A 25,027-nucleotide genomic window follows, 5' to 3' on the forward strand; every position below is an offset into this window, starting at 1 on the left:
CGGCGGAGGCGGATTCCGTTTACCGCGCTCTGTTTAGATCACACTGAGGTACCTAGAATCCCCACATCTTGAGCTCAGCCCAAGCGTCAAGGAGGACGAATGGCGGGGCTTTCTACCCCTCAATCTGGTCACCCCACATCCCTCGCGGCCGCGGTCCTGACCAACGACAACCGGATCATCGTGGCCGTCATCGCGGCGGTCGCACTGGCCGCGCTGGTGGTCGCGGGGATCCTGGTGCGCCAGGTGCTGGCCGCCGGCGAGGGCACCGACAGCATGAAGCGGATCGCCGAGGCGGTCCAGGAAGGCGCGAAGGCGTATCTCGCCCGGCAGCTGCGCACGCTCGGCGTATTCGCCGTCGTCGTCTTCTTCCTGCTCCTGCTGCTGCCCGCGGACGACTGGAATCAGCGTGCCGGACGATCGGTGTTCTTCCTGATCGGAGCGGCGTTCTCGGCGGCCACCGGCTATATCGGCATGTGGCTCGCCGTGCGCAGCAATGTCAGGGTCGCCGCGGCGGCCCGGGAAGCCACCCCGGCACCGGGCGAACCGCAAAAGGATCTCACCACCGTTTCGCACACCGCGATGAAGATCGCATTTCGCACGGGCGGCGTCGTCGGCATGTTCACGGTGGGGCTCGGCCTGCTCGGCGCCTCCTGCGTGGTGCTGGTGTACGCGGCCGACGCTCCGAAGGTGCTGGAGGGCTTCGGCCTCGGCGCCGCCCTGATCGCCATGTTCATGCGTGTGGGCGGCGGCATCTTCACCAAGGCCGCCGACGTCGGCGCCGACCTGGTCGGCAAGGTCGAACAGGGCATTCCGGAGGACGACCCGCGCAATGCCGCGACCATCGCCGACAACGTGGGCGACAACGTCGGCGACTGCGCGGGCATGGCGGCGGACCTCTTCGAGTCGTACGCCGTGACCCTGGTGGCCGCACTGATCCTCGGCAAGGCCGCCTTCGGCAACTCCGGACTGGCCTTCCCGCTGCTGGTGCCCGCGATCGGCGTCCTCACGGCGATGATCGGCATCTTCGCGGTCGCCCCGCGGCGCGCCGACCGCAGCGGCATGAGCGCGATCAACCGCGGGTTCTTCATCTCCGCGGTGATCTCGCTCGCGCTGGTCGCGGTCGCGGTCTTCGTCTACCTGCCCTCGAAGTACTCCGCGCTCCACGGCGTGACGGACGCGGCGATCAGGGGCAAGGGCGGCGACCCGCGGATCCTGGCCCTGGTCGCGGTGGCGATCGGCATCCTGCTCGCCGCCGTCATCCAGCAGCTGACCGGCTACTTCACCGAGACCAACCGCCGCCCGGTCCGGGACATCGGCAAGACCTCCCTCACCGGACCGGCCACCGTCGTCCTGTCCGGGATCTCGGTCGGTCTGGAGTCCGCCGTCTACACCGCGCTGCTCATCGGGCTCGGTGTGTACGGCGCGTTCCTGCTCGGCGGTACGTCGATCATGCTCGCGCTGTTCGCGGTCGCGCTGGCCGGCACCGGCCTGCTCACCACGGTCGGTGTGATCGTCGCGATGGACACCTTCGGTCCGGTCTCCGACAACGCGCAGGGCATCGCCGAGATGTCCGGCGACGTCGAGGGCGCGGGCGCACAGGTGCTGACCAACCTGGACGCGGTCGGCAACACCACTAAGGCCATCACCAAGGGCATCGCCATCGCCACCGCCGTCCTCGCCGCGTCGGCGCTGTTCGGGTCGTACCGCGACGCGATCACCACCAACGTGCAGGACGTCGGGGTGAGACTCACCGGGCCGGGCGCGCCGCTGAGTCTGTCCCTGGACATCTCCCAGCCCAACAACCTCGTCGGCCTCATCGCGGGCGCCGCGGTCGTCTTCCTCTTCTCCGGACTGGCCATCAACGCCGTGTCGCGATCGGCCGGTTCGGTGGTCTTCGAGGTGCGGCGGCAGTTCCGTGAGAAGCCCGGGATCATGGACTTCACCGAGAAGCCCGAGTACGGCAAGGTCGTCGACATCTGCACCAAGGACGCCCTGCGGGAGCTGGCCACGCCGGGTCTGCTCGCCGTCATGGCGCCGATCTTCATCGGGTTCACGCTCGGCGTCGGCTCGCTGGGCTCCTACCTCGCCGGCGCGATCGGCGCGGGAACGCTGATGGCGGTGTTCCTCGCCAACTCCGGCGGCGCCTGGGACAACGCCAAGAAGCTGGTGGAGGACGGCCATCACGGCGGCAAGGGCAGCGAGGCCCATGCGGCCACGGTGATCGGCGACACCGTCGGCGATCCCTTCAAGGACACCGCGGGACCGGCGATCAACCCGCTGCTGAAGGTCATGAACCTGGTCTCGCTGCTCATCGCGCCCGCGGTGATCAAGTTCTCCTACGGCAGCGACAAGAGCCTCGGGGTACGGATCGCGATCGCGGTCCTCGCGCTCTTGGTGATCGTCGTCGCCGTGTACGTCTCCAAGCGGCGCGGTATCGCCGTCGGTGACGACGAGAACGCCGAGCGGGTCTCCAACTCACCGAACACGGCGGTGGTTTCCTAGATCTTCCGGGGAAGGCCCTGCTCAACGGGCGGGCGGGCGGCGCGTCCAGACGCGCCGCCCGCCCGTTTCCGTGTGCGGGCGCGGCTGTGGGCTCGCCCACGTGGTGAGGCTTCTCTCTCCTGGTGCAAAGCACCCCAAAGAGCACCTTAGGGGGCGTTCGGGGAGTGGAGGGTGTGCGTCCGCCGTGTAGGGTCCGTGGGCCGAGAGCCATGGAAGGGACCAATCCGGTGAACAAGAAGCTCGCGGCCGCACTGTCCGGCGGTGCGGTACTGGTGGTGGCGCTGTCCGGTTGCACCAGCAGCGGCGGTGACAAGGGACCCGACCCCAAGCTGGTCGCCTGGGCCAAGTCGGTGTGCGACGCGGTGCCCGCGCAGGACGCGAAGATCAAGGCGGCGAACGCGGCGATCAGCACGACGGCGGCCGACACCGCCAAGCCCGAGACCCTCCAGAAGACCGACTCGCAGGCCTTCCAGGACATGGCCGACGGCTACAAGGCGATAGCCACCGCCGTCAGCGACGCGGGCGCGCCTCCCGGTGTCCAGGACGGCGGCAAGCGGCTCCAGGACGTCGTGAAGAGCTTCAACGGCCTCTCCGCCTCCTACGCCGGTCTGAAGAAGCAGGTCGACGCGCTGAACACCAAGGACCAGGCCAAGTTCGCCTCGGGTCTGCACGACATCGCGGTGCAGATGACGGACCTGGAGAAGCAGCACAAGAGCGGCACCGACGCGCTGGAGAAGCTCCAGCAGGGCGACGTCAAGAACGCCATCGCCCAGCAGGCCAGCTGCAAGAAGGTCGCGGCCACGGCTTCGTCGTCCTCGTCCTCACCGACGGCGGGCTGACCCGCCCCTTACGCCGGCGGGCTGCTCGCGGGTCGCAGGGCAGGCTCGGCGGCCCCGCTCGGGCCGCCTGGGGCCGTGTCGCCGCCCCACGCGCGCCGCGTGCGTCGACGGCGGCGGCGCCGTTCCCCGCTGTCCGCCCTTCCCGGCTGTCGGCCGGCGCCGCCCGGTGGGCCGTGACCGGGTGGGGTTCTCAGGCGTGCCCGAACCGTGTCGGTGAGGCGCGCTGAGGCCGCGTGCGGGAGGGGCCGCGGGCCACAATGGGGGGTGTGACTGACTCCGGACTCGCTTCCCTGCCCGCTTCCGACCGGCCCGACATCGCCGCACGCCTGCGTGGCGCGCTGCTGGCCGCCTCCTTCACCGCCGACGGGCTGCTGGACCTGCTCGGCGCCCCCGCGTACGCGGCGCTGGCCCGCAGCGAGACCGTGCCCGCCCTGAGGGCGACCCGTGGCGACACGCCGCTGGAGACGCTCGTACGGCTGTTCCTGCTCCAGCAACCGGTGCCGTACGCGCGCGTGGCGGCCGTTCTGCCGGTCGAGGAGGCACTGGAGGCCGGGTGGCTCACGCGCGTGGGCGCCGACGAGGTGGCCGCCACCGTGGACGTGCGCCCCTACGGCGGCCCGGACGGCGAGGACTGGTTCATCGTCTCCGACCTGGGCTGCGCGGTCGGCGGGGCCGGCGGCATCGGACAGCGTGACGAGGGCGTCGTCCTGGGCGTCGGCGGCGCGTCCACGACACTCGCCGGCATCACCGTACGTACCCCCGTCGCCTCCGCCCTGGACCTCGGTACCGGTTCCGGCATCCAGGCGCTGCACGCCACGCGGCACGCCACGCGCGTGACGGCGACCGACCTCAACCCGCGCGCCCTGCACATCACCGCGCTCACGCTCGCGCTCTCCGGCGCGCCCGCCGCCGACCTGCGCGAGGGTTCGCTGTTCGAGCCGGTCCAGGACGACGAGACCTTCGACCTGATCGTCTCCAACCCGCCCTTCGTCATCTCGCCCGGTGCCCGGCTGACGTACCGGGACGGTGGCATGGGCGGGGACGATCTGTGCCGCTCGCTCGTTCAGCAGGCGGGGGAACGGCTGAACGAGGGCGGGTTCGCGCAGTTCCTCGCCAACTGGCAGCACGTGGCAGGGGAGGACTGGCAGGACAGACTCAGGTCGTGGGTGCCGCGCGGGTGCGATGCCTGGATCGTGCAGCGCGAGGTACAGGACGTCACGCAGTACGCCGAGCTGTGGCTGAGGGACGCCGGTGACCACCGCGGGGATCCGGCGGAGTACCAGGCGCGGTACGACGCCTGGCTCGACGAGTTCGAGGCGCGCAAGGTCAAGGCGGTCGGCTTCGGCTGGATCACCCTGCGCCGGACGGGTTCCGCCGAGCCCGTCGTCACGGTGGAGGAGTGGCCGCACCCGGTCGAGCAGCCCCTCGGGGCCACCATCCGGGCGCACTTCGAGCGTCTCGACTATCTCCGGCAGAACGACGACGCGGCGCTCCTCGACAGCCACTTCAAGCTCGCCGCCGAGGTGGTCCAGGAGCAGGTCGGGCTGCCCGGCGCCGAGGACCCGGAGCATGTGGTGCTGCGCCAGCACCGCGGGATGCGCCGGGCCACCAAGGTGGACACGGTCGGCGCCGGGTTCGCGGGCGTCTGCGACGGCACGCTGAGCGCGGGCCGCATCCTCGACGCCATCGCCCAGCTCATGGACGAGGACCCGGTGGTGCTCCGCGACCGCACGCCCGCCCAGATCCGCCTGCTGGTGGAGCAGGGCTTCCTCGAGCCGGCGCACTGACCGAGCCGGGCGCGGCGACAGGCCGCGCCGGCCGGTCCGGCGTGCGGTGGGCTACGGCGGCCGGTCCGGCGTGCGGTGGGCTACGGCGGCCGGTCCGGCGTGCGGTGGGCTACGGCGGCCGGGTCTCCTGAGGTACGCCGGGTACCGGTGCGGTCGTAGCCGTCCCCCGATGCCCTCGTGGCCGCGCCCGGGATCATCGCCGTATGCCGGTGGCCCGGGCCGGGATGGCGGGCCGTCGGCGGTGTCGTGACGCGCCCATGCCGCTGCCGTGGACGCCCGTCCCGCTGCCCTGACGCGCCGGTGTCGGGAAAACGGCCGGAAAAATATGGATGTGACATCCGTCCGGGGCGCCGGTCGATCACGTGTTCGATATCACGTCGACCTGTCGTTCACCCCGACGTCGCCTGCCCGTCCCCCGCTCGTCTCCCGCGCGTGCCAGTCTCCCGGCGCGGGCGGAGCCGGACGGCACGGAAGAGGTGGGCGGGGATGGAGAGCGGGCCGGCGATCTTCGCGGGAATGGTGTTCGCCCTGTTCGGGGGCGCCCTGCTGACCTGGACCGGCACCCGTCTCAGGCGCCGCGAGCCGGTGGCCCACGGTGTGAACCAGGTCGCATCGGTGGCCCTCGCGAGCGTGGCCGGGACGGTCGCGCTGGCCCTCGGCGGGTACTGCCTGAGCCGCCTCTGACGTCGGCGGGTCCGCGGCGCCGACAGTGCCGCGAAAGTAAGGGGAGCGTCACGCTCCGGACATGCCTCGGGTGGGTACCCGGTAGTCCGGGCGGCAGGAATGGCGGTAGTCGGGTTACCGTTCGAGTGGCCGTTGTGGGCTTTTCCCGTTTGACACGGGGGCGGGATGTACCGTCACACTCCGCAGCGTCACACGTGCCAGCACGCCGCGACCCCGGGAGAAGCCCTGGGGAGGCCCCAGCGTCGACCGGAGAGAAGAGCGAAGTTGTCCCCGACCAGCGAGACCGCACAGGGCGGCCGCCGACTCGTCATCGTCGAGTCGCCTGCCAAGGCGAAGACGATCAAGGGCTACCTCGGCCCCGGCTACGTCGTCGAAGCGAGCGTCGGGCACATCCGCGACCTCCCCAACGGCGCCGCGGAGGTGCCGGAGAAGTACACCGGCGAGGTACGCCGCCTCGGTGTGGACGTCGACCATGACTTCCAGCCGATCTATGTGGTCAACGCCGACAAGAAGGCACAGGTCAAGAAGCTCAAGGACCTGCTGAAGGACTCCGACGAGCTGTTCCTCGCCACCGATGAGGACCGGGAGGGCGAGGCGATCGCCTGGCACCTCCAGGAGGTCCTCAAGCCGAAGATCCCCGTCAAGCGGATGGTCTTCCACGAGATCACCAAGGACGCGATCCGCGAGGCCGTCGCCAACCCGCGCCAGCTCAACCAGAAGCTGGTCGACGCCCAGGAGACCCGCCGCATTCTCGACCGCCTCTACGGCTACGAGGTCTCGCCGGTCCTGTGGAAGAAGGTCATGCCGCGCCTGTCGGCCGGCCGCGTGCAGTCCGTCGCCACACGTCTGGTCGTCGAGCGGGAACGCGAGCGCATCGCGTTTCGCTCCGCCGAGTACTGGGACCTGACGGGCACCTTCGCCACCGGCCGCGCGGGGGATCCGTCGGACCCGTCGTCGCTGGTCGCCCGCCTGCAGACCGTCGACGGCAGGCGGGTCGCGCAGGGCCGCGACTTCGACTCCGTGGGACGGCTCAAGAGCGAGAACACCCTCCACCTCGACGAGGCGACGGCCCGCGCCCTCGCCGCCGCCCTGGAGAACACCCGCTTCTCCGTGCGGTCCGTCGAGTCCAAGCCGTACCGCCGCTCGCCGTACGCCCCGTTCCGTACGACGACGCTGCAGCAGGAGGCGAGCCGCAAGCTCGGCTTCGGCGCGAAGGCGACCATGCAGATCGCGCAGAAGCTGTACGAGAACGGCTACATCACGTACATGCGTACGGACTCCACGACGCTGAGCGACACCGCGATCGCCGCGGCCCGCGCCCAGGTCACGCAGCTGTACGGCGCCGACTACCTGCCCCCGCAGCCGCGCACCTACGCCGCCAAGGTCAAGAACGCGCAGGAGGCCCACGAGGCGATCCGCCCCTCGGGTGATCGTTTCCGCACTCCCGCCGAGACCGGCCTGACCGGCGACCAGTTCAAGCTCTACGAGCTGATCTGGAAGCGGACCGTCGCCTCCCAGATGAAGGACGCGACCGGTAACTCCGTGACCGTGAAGATCGGTGGCACCGCCGCCGACGGCCGGGACGTCGAGTTCAGCGCCTCCGGCAAGACGATCACCTTCCACGGCTTCCTGAAGGCCTACGTCGAAGGAGCCGACGACCCGAACGCCGAGCTGGACGACCGCGAGCGCCGGCTGCCGCAGGTCGCCGAGGGCGACGCGCTGTCCGCCGAGGAGATCACGGTCGACGGCCACGCCACCAAGCCCCCGGCCCGCTACACCGAGGCCTCGCTGGTCAAGGAGCTGGAAGAGCGCGAGATCGGCCGCCCGTCGACGTACGCGTCGATCATCGGCACGATCCTCGACCGCGGCTACGTCTTCAAGAAGGGCACGGCGCTCGTGCCGTCCTTCCTGTCCTTCGCCGTCGTCAACCTCCTGGAGAAGCACTTCGGGCGGCTCGTCGACTACGACTTCACCGCCAAGATGGAGGACGACCTCGACCGCATCGCGGCCGGTGAGGCGCAGGCCGTGCCGTGGCTGAAGCGGTTCTACTTCGGTGAGGGCACCGCCACGGGCGGCGCGGCCGACGCCGGCAACGGCGACGGGGACCACCTCGGCGGCCTCAAGGAGCTGGTGACCGACCTGGGCGCGATCGACGCGCGCGAGGTGTCGTCGTTCCCGGTGGGCAACGACATCGTGCTCCGCGTCGGCCGCTACGGCCCCTACATCGAGCGCGGCGAGAAGGACACCGAGCAGCACCAGCGCGCCGACATCCCGGACGACCTGGCGCCGGACGAGCTGAGCGTCGAGCTGGCCGAGGAGCTGCTGGCCAAGCCCAGCGGCGACTTCGAGCTGGGCACCGACCCGGCCACCGGCCACGCGATCGTCGCCAAGGCCGGCCGCTACGGCCCGTACGTCACGGAGGTCCTCCCCGAGGGCACCCCGAAGACCGGCAAGAACGCGGTCAAGCCCCGCACGGCCTCGCTGTTCAAGTCGATGTCGCTCGACACGGTGACGCTCGACGACGCCCTGAAGCTGATGTCGCTGCCGCGGATCGTCGGCACGGACGCCGACGGCCAGGAGATCACCGCGCAGAACGGCCGCTACGGCCCGTATCTGAAGAAGGGCACGGACTCGCGCTCGCTGCAGTCCGAGGACCAGATCTTCACGATCACGCTGGAGGAGGCCCAGGCGATCTACGCCCAGCCGAAGCAGCGGGGTCGGGCCGCCGCCAAGCCGCCGCTGAAGGAGCTGGGCGAGGACCCGGTCTCCGGCAAGCCGGTCGTGGTCAAGGACGGCCGCTTCGGTCCGTACGTCACCGACGGCGAGACCAACGCGACCCTGCGCTCCGGCGACAGCGTCGAGGCGATCACCCCGGAGCGCGGCTTCGAGCTGCTCGCCGAGAAGCGCGCGAAGGGGCCCGCCAAGAAGACCGCGAAGAAGGCCCCGGCCAAGAAGGCGGCCCCGGCGAAGAAGACCGCCGCCAAGAAGACGGCGGCGAAGAAGACGACCGCGGCCGCGAAGAAGACCACGGCGAAGAAGACGACGGCCAAGAAGGCGACCGCTTCCAAGACCACGGCATCCGGCACGGAGGACTGACACCTCTTCCGGGACAGGGCTCGGCGGTTTTCCGCTCCGGCACCCGCGGCTTCCGGGGTGGAGGACCGGCGGCTTCGCGCTCCGGGCGACCACGGCTTCCCGCCCGGAGCGCCGGCCGCTGTCGCCCGGACGGCCGACCCGCCCCGGGCGGGGGAGGAGACTCGCCTCCGGTGCCTTCCGGCTTCGCAGAGCGAACGACCCGGCATCACTTTGGTGTCGGGGCGTGCCCATGCCAGCGGCGGCGGGGTGTGGTGTCGGTGCCTCCGGATAGGCTGAACGCATGACGCGAGCCGAGCAGCCAACGGCCCCCACCACAGCCCCGGACGACGCCCTGGTCGCGGACTCCCGCGAGCGCGCCGTCCGTTCCCTGCTGCGCCGACCGGAGCTGCGGCGCCTGTGGAGCGCGCAGCTGGTCAGCGGTGTCGGCGACACCCTCGCCCTCCTGGTCCTGGTGGTCCTCGCCCTCCAGGCGGCGATCGCCCAGGGCGCGTTCGGCGGTGGATACCGGGGTGTGGCGTTCGCAGTGGCGACGGTCTTCGCCGCGCGCGTCCTCGCCGCGCTGCTGTTCGGCGCGGTCCTCCTCGGCCCGCTGAACTCGCTCACCGCCCAGGAGGGCCCCCTCGACCGCCGCTGGACCATGGTCGGCGCCGACGGCGTGCGCGCCGCGCTGCTGATCGTCGCGCCCCTGTGGATCGACTGGACGCCGGACAACGCGCTGGCCCTTCTGCTGGTCGCCGCCTTCGTCACCGGCGTGGCCGAGCGCCTGTGGACGGTGTGCCGGGAGAGCGCGGCCCCGGCCCTGCTGCCCGGCCCGCCCCCGGAGGGCGCCACCGTACGGCCGCTGCCGGATCACATGGACGCCCTGCGCCGTCTCTCGCTGCGCACCAGCTTCCTGGCCATCCCGCTGGCGGCCGCCGCGCTGGTCGTCGCCGCCCTGCTCAACAACCTGCTGGGCACCGGCGTGGCCTGGTTCGACCAGCACCAGGCGGCCCTCGGCGCGTATGTGGCGGCCGGCCTGTTCGCCGCCTCCCTGTCCGTGCTGACCTTCCTGGAGCTGCCCGACGTACGCACCCCGCGCGCGCGGTCCCCGCTGGAGGGCCTGCGCCGCCCGCGTACCGGCACCGGCGTCGACAAGGGCCGTACGGGCGCGATCCCGCTGCTCGTCCCGGCCTGCGCCGCGGTCGCCGGAGCCATCGCGGCGGCCGTCTCGGTGTGCGTGCTGCACGCCACCGACCTGGGCGGCGGCCCGGTCCTGTACGGCCTGCTGGTGCTGGGCCTGACCGGTGGTGTCGCCGTCGGCATCCGTACGGCCCCCGCGCTGCTGCCGTCGCTCTCGCGCCGCCGGCTGCTCGCCCTCGCGATCGCCTTCACCGGCATCGCCCTGCTCGCCGCCGGACTGGTCCCGGACGTCACCACGGTCCTGCTGATCGTCACGCTGGCCGGCGTCACCGCGGGCGTGGCCGCGAACACCGGACACGCCCTGCTCGACCAGGAGACCGAGGACTACCGCCGGACCCGCGTCACCGAGCACCTGCACGCGGTCGTCCGGGTCTTCGTAGCGCTCGGCGCCCTGATCGCGCCCGTGGTCGCCGGGCTGATCGGCCGGCACCGGCTGGAGAACGGCAAATTCGTCTTCACGCACGGCGGCGCCTCCTTCACGCTGATGCTGGTCGGCGCGCTTCTGCTGCCGCTGGCCGTCCTGGTGCTCGCCAAGGTCGACGACCGCTCCGGCATCCCGCTGCGCCAGGACCTCAAGGACGCGCTGCTCGGCGGCGACGACCCGGTCGAGGCACCGGCGGCCGGCGGGTTCTTCGTCGTCCTCGAGGGCGGCGACGGCGCCGGCAAGTCCACCCAGGCCGAGGCACTCGCCGAGTGGATCCGCGGCAAGGGCCACGAGGTCGTGCTCACCCGCGAGCCGGGGGCCACACCCGTCGGCAAGCGGCTGCGCTCGATCCTGCTGGACGTGTCCTCGGCGGGCCTGTCCCACCGCGCGGAGGCGCTGCTGTACGCCGCCGACCGGGCCGAGCACGTCGACACCGTCGTACGTCCCGCCCTGGAGCGCGGCGCGGTGGTCATCTCCGACCGCTACATCGACTCGTCCGTCGCCTACCAGGGCGCCGGCCGCGATCTGTCCCCGACCGAGATCGCCCGCATCAACCGCTGGGCGACCAACGGGCTCGTCCCGCACCTGACGGTCCTGCTGGACGTCTCCCCGGAGGCCGCCCGCGAGCGGTTCACCGAGGCGCCGGACCGGCTGGAGTCGGAGCCGGCGGAGTTCCACGCGCGCGTGCGTTCCGGTTTCCTCACGCTGGCCGCCGCCGACCCCGGCCGCTACCTGGTCGTGGACGCCGGCCAGGAGCCCGAGGCCGTCACCACGGTGATCCGGCACCGGCTCGACACCGTGCTGCCCCTGTCCGAGGCCGAGATCAAGGCCCAGGAGGAGGCCCGGAAGAAGGCCGAGGAGGAGGCCCGGAAGAAGGCCGAGGAAGAGGCCGCGCGCAAGGCCGAGGAGGAGCGCCTGGAGCGCGAGCGCCAGGAGGAGCTGGCCCGGCTGCGCGCCGAGGAGGAAGAACGCAAGCGCCGCGAGCTGGAGGAGGCGCAGCGCCGCGAGGCCGAACGGCAGGCGGAGGAGGCCCGACAGCGGGCGGCCGAAGCGGCCCGGCGGGCCGAGGAGGAGCGGCAGCGGCTGCTCGCCGAGGAGAAGGCCCGCGCCGAGGAGGAGGCCCGCCGCAGGGCCGAGGAGGAGCGGCGCCGCAGGCAGGCCGAGGAGGAGGCCCGGCTGCGCGCCGAGGAAGAGGCCCGGCAGGCCCGGCTGCGCGCGGAAGAGGAAGCGCGCCGCCTGGAGAAGCAGCGCAAGGCCGAGGAGGCGCTGCTGCGCGCCGAGGAGGCCCGCCGGCAGGCGGCCGAGGCAGCGGCGGCGGCCGACACGGCGGCCCGCCGGTCCAGCACGCCCCTGCAGGCAGCGCCGGGCCTGGCCCCGGACGCGGCGACGGTTCCCACCCCGGTGGTGAAGCCGGACGCACACGGCACCGACGCCGAGGTGACGACCGAGCTGCCGCAGCCGCCGGTCGCGGGTGCGGCGGACGAGACGGCGGTGCTCCCGCCGGTTCCGGGTGCGGCGGACGAGACCGCGGTGCTCCCGCCGGTTCCGGGTGCGGCGGACGAGACCGCGGTGCTGCCGCCGGTGGTTCCGGGTGCGGCGGACGAGACCGCGGTGCTGCCGCCGGTGGTTCCGGGTGCGGCGGACGAGACGGCCGTACTGCCGCCCGTACGGGATGACGACCCGGCGGGCCGGGTGCCGCCCGGCTTCTTCCGGGACGAGCGGCCCGCCGCCGGCCCCGACGGTTCCGAGGACCGTACGCGCGAGATGCCGCAGCTCGATGCCGACGGCAACCCCCGCCGCCGGCCGCGTCCCGACTGGGCCGAGGAGACCCCGCTGGACGACCTGCCGTCGCTGGCGGACGAGCTGCTGGGCTCGTACGACGAGCGGGAGTACGGCGACCACGACGAGGAGCAGGGCCGCAGGGGCCGCGGCCGGCGCGGCTGAGGGACCGGTCTCTCGCGGCCCCGGAAGTACGGGCTCAGGGCGGTGCGGGTCGCAGCAGCGGCCGGCGCCGCCCTCGCCTTTGCGCCCCGTGCCGAAAGGTCCGGCCGGGATCACCGGACCGGCGGCCGGACCGCGTTGTCAGTGGCCGCCCGCACAATGGAGGGCAGGAACGCGGAGTGTGACGGAAGGGCGGCGTGACCCATGACCGTATGGGACGACCTCGTCGGGCAGGAGAAGGTGAGCGCGGTGCTCGACGCGGCCGCGCGGGACGCCGACGCCCTCGTCACGGCCGCCGCGGCCGACCAGCCGCTGCCTGAGGCGTCGAAGATGACGCACGCCTGGCTGTTCACCGGCCCGCCGGGAGCCGGCCGTAACCAGGCGGCCAGGGCCTTCGCCGCGGCCCTGCAGTGCGTGAGCCCCGACCGCGCCCTCGGCGGAGCCCCCGGCTGCGGCTTCTGCGACGGCTGCCACACCGCGCTGCTCGGCACCCACGCGGACGTCACCTCGGTGGCCGCCGTGGGCTCCGAGATCCTGGTCAAGGACATGCGGGACACGGTCCGCAAGTCCTTCACCTCCCCGGCGAACGGCCGCTGGCAGATCATCCTGGTCGAGGACGCCGAGCGGCTGAACGAGAAGTCGGCCAACGCCGTGCTCAAGGCGGTGGAGGAGCCCGCCCCCCGCACGGTCTGGCTGCTGTGCGCCCCCTCCGTCGAGGACGTCCTGCCGACGATCCGCTCCCGCTGCCGCCACCTGAACCTGCGCACGCCGTCCGTGGACGCGATCGCCGACATGCTCGTACGGCGCGACGGCATCGAACCCGAGGTCGCGGCGACCGCCGCCCGCGCCACCCAGGGGCACGTCGACCGGGCCCGGCGCCTGGCCACCGACCCGGCGGCCCGCGAGCGCCGCGCGGCCGTCCTCAAGCTGCCCCTGCGCCTCGACGAGGTCGGCGCCTGCCTCAGGGCCGCCCAGGAGCTGGTCGACGCGGCCGCCGAGGACGCCAAGCAGCTCGCCGAGGAGATGGACGGCAAGGAGGCGGAGGAGCTGAAGGCGGCGCTGGGCGCGACTCAGGGCGGCCGGCTGCCGCGCGGCACGGCCGGCGTGATGAAGGACCTGGAGGACATGCAGAAGCGCCGCAGAACCCGCACGCAGCGCGACAGCCTCGACATCGCCCTCGGCGACCTCACCGCCTTCTACCGCGACGTCCTCGCCCTCCAGCTCGGCTCCCGCGTGGCGATCGCCAACGGGGACGCCGAGGACGCCCTGGAGCGGCTGGCGCGCGGCAGCGGCCCGGAATCCACGCTCCGCCGCATTGAGGCGATCGCCGCCTGCCGCGAGGCCCTGGACCGCAACGTGGCCCCGCTGCTGGCGGTGGAGGCGATGACGATGGCGCTGCGGGCGGGCTGAGACCCCGACGGGGGATCCCAAGCTCTCGCGGACGGGCTGAAGCTCCTACGGGTGGGCTGAACACGAAGGCCGGGAGGCCGACCGGCGACGTCCCTGCCGAGAAGCCGCCGCCGTTGTCCCCCGTACGAGGCCACAATCCCCACGCAGCGCGTCCGTGGCATCGCACAGCGTTACGCTCGCCTGATGCACACCAGGCCATCCTTCCGCCGGACCCGGGGCGCCCGCCCCCGGACGACGACTCGTCTCACGGCCGCCCTGTTCGCGGCCGCCGCCCTGCTCGTGTCCGCCTGCTCCTCCGGGAGCTCGACCTCGGGCGGCGGTGCGGCGGACGCGGTGCTGGCCGCGTTGCCGCCTGCGACGCCGTCGGCGCTGTCGTCGTACTACTCCCAGCGGCTGCAGTGGCACAGCTGCGGCACCTCTGGATTCGAGTGCGCGACGATGAAGGCCCCGCTGGACTACGCAAACCCGGGTGCGGGCGACGTCCGGCTGGCCGTCGCCCGTAAGCCGGCCACCGGCAAGGGCAAGCCGCTCGGTTCGCTGCTGGTCAATCCGGGCGGCCCCGGCGGCTCGGCGGTGGGCTACCTCCAGAGTTACGCGGGCATCGGCTACCCGGCCGACGTCCGTGCCCGCTACGACATGGTCGCGGTGGACCCGCGGGGCGTGGCCCGCAGCGAGCCCGTCAAGTGCCTCGACGGGCGCCAGATGGACACGTACACGCAGACGGACCTGACCCCCGACGACCAGCAGGAGCAGAACGCGCTGGCCACGGCGGACAAGAAGTTCGCGGAGAGCTGCGGGGCGCACTCGGCGCGGATGCTGCGGCACGTCTCCACCGTCGAGGCGGCGCGCGACATGGACATCCTGCGGGCAGTGCTGGGTGATCCGAAACTGAACTACGTGGGGGCGTCGTACGGCACCTTCCTCGGGGCGACGTACGCGGGCCTGTTCCCGGACCGGGTCGGCCGGATGGTCCTGGACGGCGCGCTGGACCCGTCCGTGGACGCCCGGCAGATGAACCTGGACCAGACGGCCGGCTTCGAGACGGCGTTCCAGGCGTTCGCGAAGGACTGCGTACGGCACTCCGACTGCCCGCTCGGCGGCAGGGGCACCACGCCGGCGCAGGTCGGCGACCACCTCAGGGCGTTCTTCCGGAAGCTGGACGCGCACTCCATCCCGGCGGGCGACGCGGCCGGCCGCAAGCTGGGCGAGGCGCTGGCCACGACCGGGGTGATCGCGGCGATGTACGACCAGGGCACCTGGGAGCAGCTGCGCGAGGCGCTGACCTCGGCGATGAAGGAGAACGACGGCGCGGGCCTGCTCGCGCTCTCCGACAGCTACTACGAACGTGACGCCGACGGCCACTACAGCAACCTGATGATGGCCAACGCGGCCGTGAACTGCCTGGACCTGCCGCCGGCCTTCACCGGTCCCGAGCAGGTCGACAAGTCCCTGCCCGCCTTCGAGAAGGCGTCCCCGGTCTTCGGCGACGGCCTGGCCTGGGCCTCGCTGAACTGCGCGTACTGGCCGGTGAGGGCCACGGGTGAGCCACACCGCATCGAGGCGAAGGGCGCGGCGCCGATCGTGGTGGTCGGCACCACCCGCGACCCTGCGACCCCCTACCGCTGGGCCCAGTCCCTGGCCCACCAGCTCTCCTCGGGCCGCCTCCTGACGTACGTCGGCGACGGCCACACCGCCTACGGCCGCGGCAGCACCTGCATCGACACGGCGATCAACACCTACCTGCTCGACGGCACCCCGCCCGCCGAGGGAAAGCGCTGCTCATAGCCCCTGCCGCACCCCTGCCACCCGCCCTGGAGCCCCCGCTTCCGGGGCGTGGTCGGAGCACCCCCGGAAACTGTGTAGACTTACCGACGTTGCCGATCGCACCATAGTGCGGACGGCGCGCCGCCTTAGCTCAGATGGCCAGAGCAACGCACTCGTAATGCGTAGGTCTCGGGTTCGAATCCCGAAGGCGGCTCCATTGAAGCCCAGCTCAGACGGTGTCCGAGCTGGGCTTTTTCGTATGGGTTCCGGTCCGGGTTTCTTCTCCAGCGGCGCGTTACAGTGCCGTGCTTGGAGGGGCGGCGATGCGGCAGAAGCGCAGCGGAGGCAGGCTGTACGGCCCCTGGCTCACAGTGATGAAGTCGGTCCGCCAGACCGACTGACCAGATCCCGTCGGCACATCTGGATGGCCCAGCCGAAGATCCGCGGACCTGAGCGGCATTTCGCCAACAGTTCGCTTTTTGGGAAGAGTGTCCAGATTTGGGTGTTGACGTCATGCCTGCGGCATATGACGATAAGCGGAATCACGAGCGCCGAACCGTCGCCCTGTGAACCGCGCGGCGCTCCCGTCTCGGCCCGAAGGAGGGCGGCAATGAAGACGTTCCGGAGGCGCATGCCGGGCAAGAAATCGGCGGTGGCGACAATGGTCCTTGGGGTGATCGTCCTCGTCGCTCCGACCGCGACCGCCGCCACCGAGAGCCCGAAGCCCCAGAGTCCCCACCTCGACCGCTGCATCCACAGCGCCGGTCCGGCCGGGCGCTTCTATTACCCGGGCCTCGACAACCTCCCCTGCATGTGAGTGGCACATCGGACCGGGAGGGCCTCTTCCGGGGAGTTCCGCGTCGCCGATCGGCGACGCGGCGCCGGTGTGGGGGCGGTATTCGAAGCCGAGGAAATGCCGGGACAAAAGCGCCGCAAAGGGGCCGCAAAGTGAATCGGGGTCCGGTGAACCCGCGGACCTGAGGCAACATCTTGGTGAACGGTGGGCGCCGCGCGGTCAGGGCGCGGCGCCGCCGTCGGCCGGATGGGGTGAGGGACGTGGTGGAGCCGAGGATCGCCGTAGCCGTGGTGACCATGGGCAACCGGCCCGCCGAGGTCGACGCCCTGCTGGAGTCCGTGGCCAAGCAGGACCTCGCCCCCGCCCGCATCGTGATCGTCGGCAACGGCTGCCGGCTGCCCGAGTTCGCCCGCCGGCTCTCCCTGCCCGGCGAGGTCACCAGCATCGACGTGGAGGAGAACCTCGGCTGCCCGGGGGGCCGGAACGTCGCCCTGGCCCGCCTGCGGGAGTACGGCGACATCGACGTCGTCGTGGAACTGGACGACGACGGGCTGCTCGTCGATGCCGATGTGCTGCGGCGCGTCCGGGATCTGTACGCCGCCGACCCGCGCCTCGGCATCGTCGGCTTCCGCATCGCCGACGAGCACGGCGAGACCCAGCAGCGGCACGTGCCCCGCGTCGGCAAGTCCGATCCCCTGCGCGGGGGTTACGTCACCGGGTTCCTCGGCGGCGGGCACGCCCTGCGCATGGCGATGCTGGCCGAGACCGGGGACTGGCCCGCCGAGTTCTTCTTCGCGCACGAGGAGACCGACCTCGCCTGGCGCGCCGCCGACGCCGGCTGGAAGATCCTCTACGCCCCCGAGCTGTTGCTCCAGCACCCCAAGACCTCGCCGGCCCGGCACGCCATCTACTACCGCGTCAACGCCCGCAACCGCGTCTGGCTCGTCCGGCGCCGGCTGCCGTTGCCGCTGATCCCCGTGCACCTCGGGGTGTGGACGCTGCTCACCCTCGCCCGCACGCGCTCCACGGCGGGGCTGAAGGCGTGGTTCGGCGGGTTCGTCGAGGGGCTGCGGAAGCCGGGCGGCGAGCGTCGGCCCATGCGCTGGCGGACGGTGTGGCGACTCGCCCGGCTGGGACGTCCGCCGGTGATCTGAGGCGCGGGGCATCCGGCGGTGGGGTGAGGTGCTGGGCCCTTCGATGGGCGGCCGGGCCCGGTGTCCGCGCCGGTGATCCGACGTGGATGTGGGGCGCGGGTGCCTCCGTCATCGCCTGACCGGTGCGAACGGGGCGTGGAGGCGGGAACGGGACGGGGCCCCGGGCGTTCACCTCCGCCGACCGGGGCCCCTTGCGTCCCCGGATCCGGCCTGCGGCGACACTCCCCCGAGTTACGCGACATCCGCGCGCGCCGTCGGGCCAGATCCGATGAAATGATCACATCAGGAATCACCAACGGATCGCTAACATGTGGCCAACGGTTCATCGGCAACTGGCGAGACCGTTGGCCGGAACTCGCCGACGGTATCCGAAACGGGCCCTCGGACAGGCCGATCCCGGGCTGGTCCGGGCGGCAGAAGGTGGCGGGAAACCGTTGTGGACAGGGCGGAATTCCGCCAGGGGATCGCGGGCACAGGCTCGCAGGGAACGGCGGGCACCGGCTCGTCTCGGAGCACGGTCGGCCCCGGCCGCGCGGGAAGGCAGTGGAGCGGCGTGATGCGGCGGTGCGAGCTGCGGTTCGGACTGCTGGGGCCGCCGGTCCTGTACGACCGACAGCCGTTCGGGGTCTCGTACGAGACCCCCGGCTCCCCTTCCGACGCGCTCGCCGCCGACGGCGTCCTCCGCGCCACCGGGCACAACGCCGACGGCAGCCGGGACGACACCCCTCCCCACGACCCCGCCTTCGAGGACGCGCTCCACAACGGCACCCCCGACAACGCCGTCCGTGCCATCGGCAGCCCCAAGGTGCGCGCACTGCTGGCCGCTCTGCTGCTGGAACCGGGCCGGGTGGTGTCGGTGGAGTCGCTGAAGGACGCCCTGTGGGGCGGGGCGCCGCCCGTCTCCGCGCAGGCGTCCCTGCACAACCACGTCACCCGGCTGCGCCGGCTCCTGGACGACCCCGACCGGCTCAGGGCCGTACCGCCGGGATACGTACTGCGTGTCGACCAGGGCGAGTTGGACGTGCACGTCTTCGACGCCCGGGTCGCCGAGGCGCGTGCCGCGCATGCCCGGCGGGACTGGCCGGGCGTCGTGCGGGCCTGCACGGCCGCACTCGCGCTCTGGCGCGGCACCCCGCTCAGCGGACTCCCCGCCGACCTCGGCGGTTATGCCCTGGTGCAGCGCCTGGAGGAGGCCCGGCTGCTCCTGCTGGAGTGGCGTCACGACGCCGAACTCGCCCTGGGTGGAGCGCGGTTGGCCGGGATCGTCCCCGGGCTCGCGGCGCTGGTCGCCGAGTATCCGCTGCGCGAGGCGTACCACCGTCAGCTGATGCTCGCCCTGCACCGCACCGGCCGCCAGGCCGAGGCCCTCGCCGTCCACCGTGATCTGCGCGCCCGCCTGATCGAGGAACTCGGCATCGAACCCGGCCCGGCGGTTCGCGAGGCCCATGCCGAGGTGCTGCGGGGGAGTGACGAGGAGCGGCAGGGGGCCGAGGGGGAGCGCGACGGCCGTCGGCGGCGGCCGGACGGCGACCACCGGCCCGAGGGTGCCGGTCGCTTGGAGGGCGCCGTCGAGGAGGAAGCCGAAACGCCGGTTCCGCACGAGGGCGGTGCCGCGCCGGACGCCCGGCAGACCCCGCGGCCCGCGCAACTTCCGCCGCCACCGGCTCATTTCACCGGTCGCGTCGATGTCCGCCGCGCGCTGCGGCGCGCGCTCACCGAGCCGCCCGTCCCGGCTCCGGCCATCGCCGTGATCAGCGGTATGGCGGGCGTCGGCAAGAGCGCGCTCGCCCTGGCCGTGGCGCATGAGCTGCGGGAACGTTTCGCTGATGGGCAGCTGTACGTCAACCTGCACGGCGCCACCCCCGGCATGACCCCGCTCAGCTCTGCCCAGGCGCTCGCCGCACTGCTCCGGGACCTGGGCGCCGAGCCCCGCAACATCCCCGAACACCCGGATGCGGCCGCCGCGTTGCTCCGCTCGCTGCTCGCCCCGGCCCGCGTCCTGCTGGTGCTGGACGACGCGGCGAACGCGGCCCAGGTACGCCCGCTGTTGCCGGCCGGGCCCGGCTGCGCGGTGATCGTCACCAGCCGCTCGCCACTGACCGCCCTGGACGGCGCCCGCCGCTTCCCGCTCGCGCCGCTGACCGGCGAGGACAGCGCGGCACTGCTGCGCGCGGTGAGCGGACGCGAGGGGCTGGACGCCGGTCACCCGCTGGTCGAGCTGACCGGTCGGCTGCCGCTGGCGCTGCGCGTCGTGGCCGCTCGGCTCGCCGCCCGCCGCGCCCTCACCCCGGATGTGCTGGCGGGCCAACTCGCCGAGACCGGAGGCCGGTTGCGCCATCTTGAGTACGACGACCTGAGCGTCCGGCGGTCCCTGGCCGTCGCCCACGACGCGCTCGCCGCCGCCGAGCGCGAGGCGGACCGGGACGCGGCCCTCGCGCTGTGCCGCATCGGCGCGCTCGACCTGCCGACGTACGGCGCCCCGCTGATCGCCCGACTCACCGGCACCGACGCGCGGCGCGCCGAGGCGGCCCTGGACCGCCTGGTCGACGTGGCCCTCCTGGAGGAGACCACCTACGGCCGCTACGCCCCGCACGACCTGGTCCGCGACTTCGCCCGCGAACTGGCGGACGCCGGGAAGGACACCGGCGCGGGAGCACCGGGCGACGTTCCAAGCGCGGACACCGAGCCGGGCCCGGGTACGCGGGGGGAGGCCGGCCGGCGGACCGGTCTCGCCGCCGCGCCCACCCCCGACCTGATCGCCCTGCGCTGGTACGCCGCCGTGGCCGAACGGCTGCTGGAGGCGATCGTGGAACCCGGGATCGACCAGGAGGACCGGCGCCGGCCCACCTCCGCGCAGCCGCCGGAGCACACGGCCGACGTGGCCGCGCTGACGTCCTTCGAGTCCGCCGAGCAGGCCTTCGGCTGGGGCGAGGTGGAACTGGAGAACGTCGTCGCCCTGGTGTCACGCAACGCGGGCACGTCCGACCCGCGTCGGGCCGCGCACCTCTCGACGCTCGCGCGGCTGCTCTTCCCCTATGTCCAACGCGGCGGCCGGGTCGCCGAGATGGAGGTGCTGGGGCGGGCCGCGCTCGGAGCGGCGCGGCGGCTCGGGGACGCGGCGGCCGAGGCGTACGCCCTCGGCGACCTGGCGGGCCTGCACTTCCTGACCGGCCGGCAGAAGGACGCCCTCGCCCTCACCGACCAGGCCCTGGAGATCTGGCGGCGGCTCGGCGTCGTCTCCAGGATCAGGCGCTCCCTGAACAACCGGGGGCTGCTGCTGGAGGGGCTCGGGCGGTTCACGGAGTCCGGGGAGGCGCTGCGGCAGAGCCTCGCCTACTCGCGGCAGCTGAACGACCCCTACGGCGAGGCCGTCACCCACAGCCATCTCGGCAACCTCTACGAGCACACGGACCCGCGTGCCGCGATCGAGCAGCACCGGCGCTCGCTGGCGATCGGGGACGCGATCGGCGCGGTCATCGTGCAGCATTCGGCGCACTGCAACATCGGCTACGCCCATCTCACCCTCGGCGAACCGGCGGCCGCGGCGGAGCACTTCGAGGAGAGCCTGCGGATCCTCGGCGGGCACGGCGACTGGCACGGCGAGTCCCAGACCCGGCTCGGCCTGGTCCGCGCGCTGCGGCAGCTGGGGGAGAGCGAACGGGCGGGCCGCGAGTGCGCCGAGCTGCTGGGCCGGGCCGACGCCCGCGCCGACCGCTACATGGGCGGCCTGGCCCGGCACCAGCACGGGCTGCTGCTGAGCGCGCGGGGGCGGCGGACAGAGGCGTACGAGGCCTGGCGCGCGGCACTCGCGGCGCTGGACGGCACCGACGAGCAGGCGGTCGTGGCGGAACTGCGGGAGCTTCTCGCGCAGTGACGGAAGCACTTGGGCGCAGCGTGCGCCCCGAAGGGGCGCGGGCAACCGTGCGACCAGCCACGACGCGCCCGCACACACCGGCCGCGAGTCCCCGTTTCCCCTTGCGCGGACGCCTCCGGTACGGCGCTCACTTGGCGTCGGCATAGCACTCCACCACCGCTGTCGTGAACGGGAACCGCACCGGTGTCTCGCCGAAGGTCAGCCGGCCGGCGAGGTCGGCGGAGTCGCGGATGGCCTGGACGACGGCGTCGGCCTCGTCGGCGGGGCAGTGCACGATCACCTCGTCGTGCTGGAAGAACACCAGCTCCGCCTTGAGGTCCGCACAGGCCCGGCGGAGGCCGGCGAGCATCAGCAGGGCCCAGTCGGCGGCGCTGCCCTGGACGACGAAGTTCCGCGCGAAGCGGCCCCGCGCCCGCGAGTTGGTGGAGGCGTAGCCGGGGACCCAGGCGGCCTGGCCGTCGGGCTGTGTCTCCGTGTCGTCCTCGGCGATGGGGATGCCCGCCTCCCCTGCCGCGTCCTCACCGGATCCGGCGGCCGGCGGGCAGGTCCGGCCCAGCCAGGTGCGCACCAGCCGGCCCTCCTCGCCCGCGCGGGCCGCCTCGTCGACGTAGGCGACGGCCTTCGGGAAGCGGCGGCGCAGCGCGGCCAGGTTCTTCAGGCCGTCACCCGAGGTCTGGCCGTAGATCGCGCCCAGGACGGCGATCTTGGCCTGGTCGCGGTCGCCGGAGAAGGCGCGGTCGGACACGGACTGGTAGAGGTCGCTCGCACGGCCGGCGACCTCCATCAGGCCGGGGTCGCGGGAGATGGCGGCGAGCACGCGGGGCTCCATCTGGTCGGCGTCGGCCACGACCAGCCGCCAGCCGGGGTCGGCGACCACGGCCCGGCGGATCACCTTGGGGATCTGCAGTCCGCCTCCGCCGTTGGTGACCCAGCGGCCGGTGACCGTCCCGCCGGCGAGGAACTCGGGTCGGAAGCGGCCGTCGCGCACCCAGTCCTGCAGCCAGGACCAGCCGTGTGCCACCCAGATGCGGTACAGCTTCTTGTACTCCAGCAGGGGTTCGACGGCCGGGTGGTCGACGGACCGGATCTCCCAGCGGCGGGTGGACTTCACCTTGATGCCGGCCTGGGCGAAGGCCTTGATCACGTCGGCGGGCAGGTCGGGGCGGACGCGGCGGCCGAAGGCGGCGGAGACCTCGTCGGCCAGCTCGGCGAGGCGCCGCGGTTCGCCGCCGCCCGCGTACCGCTCGCCCAGCAGGTCGTGCAGCAGGCGGCGGTGGACCTCGGCGCTCCACGGCAGGCCCGCGTGGTTCATCTCGGCGGCCACCAGCATGCCGGCCGACTCGGCGGCGGTCAGCAGCCGCATCCGGTCGGGGTGGGCCGTCCGGTCGTGCCGCCGGAGCTGCTCGGCGTAGACCGCGAGGAGGTCGGTCAGGGGCAGGCGGGTGCCGGTGGGCTCGAACAGCGGGGACTGGGCGCCCGGTTCGGCCGAGCGCTGGGGCGGGTCGGGCGGTACGGGGCCGCCCCGGAGGCGGGCCAGGGCGGCGGCGGCCGAGCGCGGCTCGCCGTACCGGCCCTCGTGGCCCAGCAGGAGTGTCTCGGCGTCCTCGATGTCGTAGCACCGCTCCACTCGCACCCCCGTGGCGAGCAGACGCGGGTAGACCTCGGGGGTCGACCGCCACACCCAGCGCGTCACCTCCGGGCGGCTGCGCACCGCCCCGGCGAGATCGCTCTCCCGCCGCACCGGCCCGGCGGGCAGGCCGTCCGGGCCGAGGGGGGCGACGTCCACGCCGCTGTCCTCGGCCGGTGCGAGCGCCCACCGGTCGGTCATGACTGCGAGTGTGGCAGCCGGGTCTGACAATTGGCCTGACCTGCGGTTTCAGTCCTTCGTGCCGGTCGGGTCGTCCGTCGCGGCCTCGGCCGCCGTGGCCGCCGCCTTCGTCTGTTCCAGCAGCAGCGACAGCACCTTGGCGACGTACGCCTCGGTCGCGGGCTTGGTGATGCCGAGACCGCTGAGGACGCCCCGGCCGTTCTCGTGCTCCAGGAGAGCGAGCAGGATGTGCTCGGTGCCGATGTAGTTGTGGCCGAGCCGGAGGGCCTCGCGGAAGGTGAGTTCCAGGACCTTCTTGGCGTCGGGGCCGTAGGGGATGAGGTCCGGAACATCCTCCGCGGCCGGTGGCAGCGCGGCGGACGCGGCCTGCCGTACGGAGTCCAGCAGGACGCCCTGCGCGGTGATCGCCTTCGCGGCGATGCCTTCGGGCTCGGCCAGCAGTCCGAGGACCAGGTGCTCGGGGCGGCCCTCGGGGTTGCGGGCGGCCACCGCCTCGCTGTGCGCGGCCATGACCACCTGCCGCGCGCGCGGGGTGTAGCGGCTGAAGCCCTGGCTGAGGTCGAGGTCGGTGGACTCCTTCGGTACGAACCGCTTCTGCGCCGCCTGCCGGGTCACGCCCATGCTCCGGCCGATCTCGGTCCAGGAGGCGCCCGAGCGCCGTGCCTGGTCGACGAAGTGGCCGATCAGATGGTCGGCCACGTCACCGAGGTGGTCGGCGGCGATCACCGCGTCCTGGAGCTGTTCGAGGGGCTCGTTGTGGGCCTTCTTGATGGCCTCGATGAGGTCGTCGAGGCGTACGGATGCCGTGATGTTCGGGTTGGTCGCCATGTGTCAACCGTAGGTTGCACCCCAGCGGGTGTCAACTGATGGTTGACAGTGCGTCGGCGTGTTCGCCGGTCACTTCGGCGCGACCGCCAGACGCACCGCCAGGCCGGCGAACACCGTTCCGCTGAAGTAGTCCAGGGCCCGGGCGACCCGCCGACTGCGCCGAAGGAGTGAGGCGAGCTTCCCGGAGAGCAGTCCGACCGAGCCGTCCACCACCACGCCCATCGCCGTGATCGTGAAGCCCAGGACGAGGAACTGCTCCCGCACGTGCCCCAGGGCGGGGTTCACGAACTGCGGCAGGAAGGAGACGTTGAAGAGGATCACCTTCGGGTTGAGGAGATTGGTGACCGCACCCCGCCAGAACGCCCGGCGGCGCCCGTTCCCCGGTGCCGCCTCGGTCTCGACCGGGCCGCCGTCGCCCCGGAACGCCTTGACCGCGAGGAACAGCAGGTAGGCCGCGCCCGCCCAGTGCAGCACCTCGTAGAGCGTCGGCAGGGTCAGGAACAACGCCGACAGCCCGAGTGCCGCGGCGACCGTGTGCACGAGCATGGCGCAGGCGACTCCGACGGCGGCCGACACCCCCGTCAGGGGGCCGCCCCGGCCGCCCACCGCCACGATGAACATCATGTCGGGTCCGGGAGTGACGCAGAGTGCGAAGGCGGCGATCAGGAACGCCGCGTAGAGAGACGTGTCCACCATGCCGCCATGCTTCGCGCGCCCCACGCGCGCGTGGCGGAATTCCAGGGACTGAGACGATCCGCCGGCCAAGTGGTGCGCGGCGCGGCGGCGTTGAGCCCCGGACCCTCGGTCAATGCCCGCCCGGCCGCCGCGCCCGTTCGGGGGACAGGCGCGCCGGGCGGCCCGCCCCCGCCTGGAGCCCGCCGTGGCGCCAATCCGGGCCTGACCACTCCGCCCGCCCGGCAG

General features: G+C 72.8%; 14 protein-coding genes and 1 tRNA gene. 12 read left to right on the forward strand and 3 right to left on the reverse strand.

Annotated features, from left to right (window positions below):
• Positions 1-99 precede the first annotated feature (99 nt).
• The 12 genes from ACQPXS_RS25965 (at position 100) to ACQPXS_RS26020 (ending at position 21,450) form a co-directional block, all read left to right on the forward strand.
• Positions 100-2,502: a sodium-translocating pyrophosphatase gene (locus tag ACQPXS_RS25965; RefSeq protein ID WP_433451668.1), complete on the forward strand. Its 2,403-nt coding sequence runs from the start codon at positions 100-102 to the stop codon at positions 2,500-2,502.
• Positions 2,503-2,711: 209 nt separating this feature from the next.
• Positions 2,712-3,341, forward strand: a complete 630-nt coding sequence (locus ACQPXS_RS25970; RefSeq protein ID WP_433451669.1) for a small secreted protein — start codon at positions 2,712-2,714, stop codon at positions 3,339-3,341.
• Positions 3,342-3,598: 257 nt separating this feature from the next.
• A complete protein-coding gene (locus ACQPXS_RS25975) occupies positions 3,599-5,128 on the forward strand; it encodes a DUF7059 domain-containing protein (protein WP_433451670.1) in 1,530 nt (509 codons plus the stop codon).
• Between the two features lie 486 nt (positions 5,129-5,614).
• On the forward strand, positions 5,615-5,812 hold the full coding sequence (locus ACQPXS_RS25980) for a hypothetical protein (RefSeq protein ID WP_356300005.1): 198 nt from the start codon (positions 5,615-5,617) through the stop codon (positions 5,810-5,812).
• 264 nt (positions 5,813-6,076) lie between these two features.
• On the forward strand, positions 6,077-8,908 hold the full coding sequence (gene topA / locus ACQPXS_RS25985; RefSeq protein ID WP_433451671.1) for a type I DNA topoisomerase: 2,832 nt from the start codon (positions 6,077-6,079) through the stop codon (positions 8,906-8,908).
• A 280-nt stretch (positions 8,909-9,188) separates the two neighbouring features.
• Positions 9,189-12,455, forward strand: coding sequence for a dTMP kinase (gene tmk / locus ACQPXS_RS25990; protein ID WP_433451672.1), 3,267 nt, complete (start codon positions 9,189-9,191; stop codon positions 12,453-12,455).
• A gap of 201 nt (positions 12,456-12,656) precedes the next feature.
• A complete protein-coding gene (locus tag ACQPXS_RS25995; RefSeq protein WP_433451673.1) occupies positions 12,657-13,862 on the forward strand; it encodes a DNA polymerase III subunit delta' in 1,206 nt (401 codons plus the stop codon).
• Positions 13,863-14,045: 183 nt separating this feature from the next.
• Positions 14,046-15,647 carry an alpha/beta hydrolase gene (locus ACQPXS_RS26000; protein ID WP_433451674.1) on the forward strand — a complete coding sequence of 534 codons (1,602 nt, stop codon included), beginning with the start codon at positions 14,046-14,048 and terminating at the stop codon, positions 15,645-15,647.
• Positions 15,648-15,766: 119 nt separating this feature from the next.
• Positions 15,767-15,843: transfer RNA gene (locus ACQPXS_RS26005), tRNA-Thr, on the forward strand.
• A gap of 393 nt (positions 15,844-16,236) precedes the next feature.
• Entirely contained in the window at positions 16,237-16,443 is a 207-nt protein-coding gene (locus tag ACQPXS_RS26010) for a hypothetical protein (RefSeq protein WP_351807682.1), read from the forward strand.
• Between the two features lie 239 nt (positions 16,444-16,682).
• On the forward strand, positions 16,683-17,576 hold the full coding sequence (locus ACQPXS_RS26015; RefSeq protein ID WP_433451675.1) for a glycosyltransferase family 2 protein: 894 nt from the start codon (positions 16,683-16,685) through the stop codon (positions 17,574-17,576).
• Positions 17,577-18,132: 556 nt separating this feature from the next.
• Positions 18,133-21,450 carry a BTAD domain-containing putative transcriptional regulator gene (locus tag ACQPXS_RS26020; RefSeq protein WP_433451677.1) on the forward strand — a complete coding sequence of 1,106 codons (3,318 nt, stop codon included), beginning with the start codon at positions 18,133-18,135 and terminating at the stop codon, positions 21,448-21,450.
• Between the two features lie 127 nt (positions 21,451-21,577).
• On the opposite strand, the gene ACQPXS_RS26025 is transcribed toward ACQPXS_RS26020, so the two are convergent.
• The 3 genes from ACQPXS_RS26025 to ACQPXS_RS26035 all read right to left on the reverse strand — a co-directional run bounded on the left by ACQPXS_RS26025 (position 21,578) and on the right by ACQPXS_RS26035 (position 24,802).
• A complete protein-coding gene (locus ACQPXS_RS26025; protein ID WP_433451679.1) occupies positions 21,578-23,278 on the reverse strand; it encodes a bifunctional 3'-5' exonuclease/DNA polymerase in 1,701 nt (566 codons plus the stop codon).
• Positions 23,279-23,326: 48 nt separating this feature from the next.
• Entirely contained in the window at positions 23,327-24,106 is a 780-nt protein-coding gene (locus tag ACQPXS_RS26030; protein WP_433451681.1) for a Clp protease N-terminal domain-containing protein, read from the reverse strand.
• Between the two features lie 69 nt (positions 24,107-24,175).
• Positions 24,176-24,802, reverse strand: a complete 627-nt coding sequence (locus tag ACQPXS_RS26035; RefSeq protein WP_433451682.1) for a LysE family translocator — start codon at positions 24,800-24,802, stop codon at positions 24,176-24,178.
• Positions 24,803-25,027 lie beyond the last annotated feature (225 nt).

Origin of the sequence: Streptomyces sp. CA-142005, assembly GCF_050942335.1 — a bacterium.
Taxonomy (GTDB): Bacteria; Actinomycetota; Actinomycetes; order Streptomycetales; family Streptomycetaceae; genus Streptomyces.

What these genes read in the sequence shown, in the direction of transcription:
- ACQPXS_RS25965 (WP_433451668.1), top strand. Translation starts at nt 100, where the DNA reads ATGGCGGGGCTTTCTACCCCTCAATCTGGTCACCCCACATCCCTCGCG.
- ACQPXS_RS25970 (WP_433451669.1), top strand. Translation starts at nt 2,712, where the DNA reads ATGGAAGGGACCAATCCGGTGAACAAGAAGCTCGCGGCCGCACTGTCC.
- ACQPXS_RS25975 (WP_433451670.1), top strand. Translation starts at nt 3,599, where the DNA reads ATGGGGGGTGTGACTGACTCCGGACTCGCTTCCCTGCCCGCTTCCGAC.
- ACQPXS_RS25980 (WP_356300005.1), top strand. Translation starts at nt 5,615, where the DNA reads ATGGAGAGCGGGCCGGCGATCTTCGCGGGAATGGTGTTCGCCCTGTTC.
- tmk (WP_433451672.1), top strand. Translation starts at nt 9,189, where the DNA reads ATGACGCGAGCCGAGCAGCCAACGGCCCCCACCACAGCCCCGGACGAC.
- ACQPXS_RS25995 (WP_433451673.1), top strand. Translation starts at nt 12,657, where the DNA reads ATGACCGTATGGGACGACCTCGTCGGGCAGGAGAAGGTGAGCGCGGTG.
- ACQPXS_RS26000 (WP_433451674.1), top strand. Translation starts at nt 14,046, where the DNA reads ATGCACACCAGGCCATCCTTCCGCCGGACCCGGGGCGCCCGCCCCCGG.
- ACQPXS_RS26010 (WP_351807682.1), top strand. Translation starts at nt 16,237, where the DNA reads ATGAAGACGTTCCGGAGGCGCATGCCGGGCAAGAAATCGGCGGTGGCG.
- ACQPXS_RS26020 (WP_433451677.1), top strand. Translation starts at nt 18,133, where the DNA reads ATGCGGCGGTGCGAGCTGCGGTTCGGACTGCTGGGGCCGCCGGTCCTG.
- ACQPXS_RS26025 (WP_433451679.1), bottom strand. Translation starts at nt 23,278, where the DNA reads ATGACCGACCGGTGGGCGCTCGCACCGGCCGAGGACAGCGGCGTGGAC.
- ACQPXS_RS26030 (WP_433451681.1), bottom strand. Translation starts at nt 24,106, where the DNA reads ATGGCGACCAACCCGAACATCACGGCATCCGTACGCCTCGACGACCTC.
- ACQPXS_RS26035 (WP_433451682.1), bottom strand. Translation starts at nt 24,802, where the DNA reads ATGGTGGACACGTCTCTCTACGCGGCGTTCCTGATCGCCGCCTTCGCA.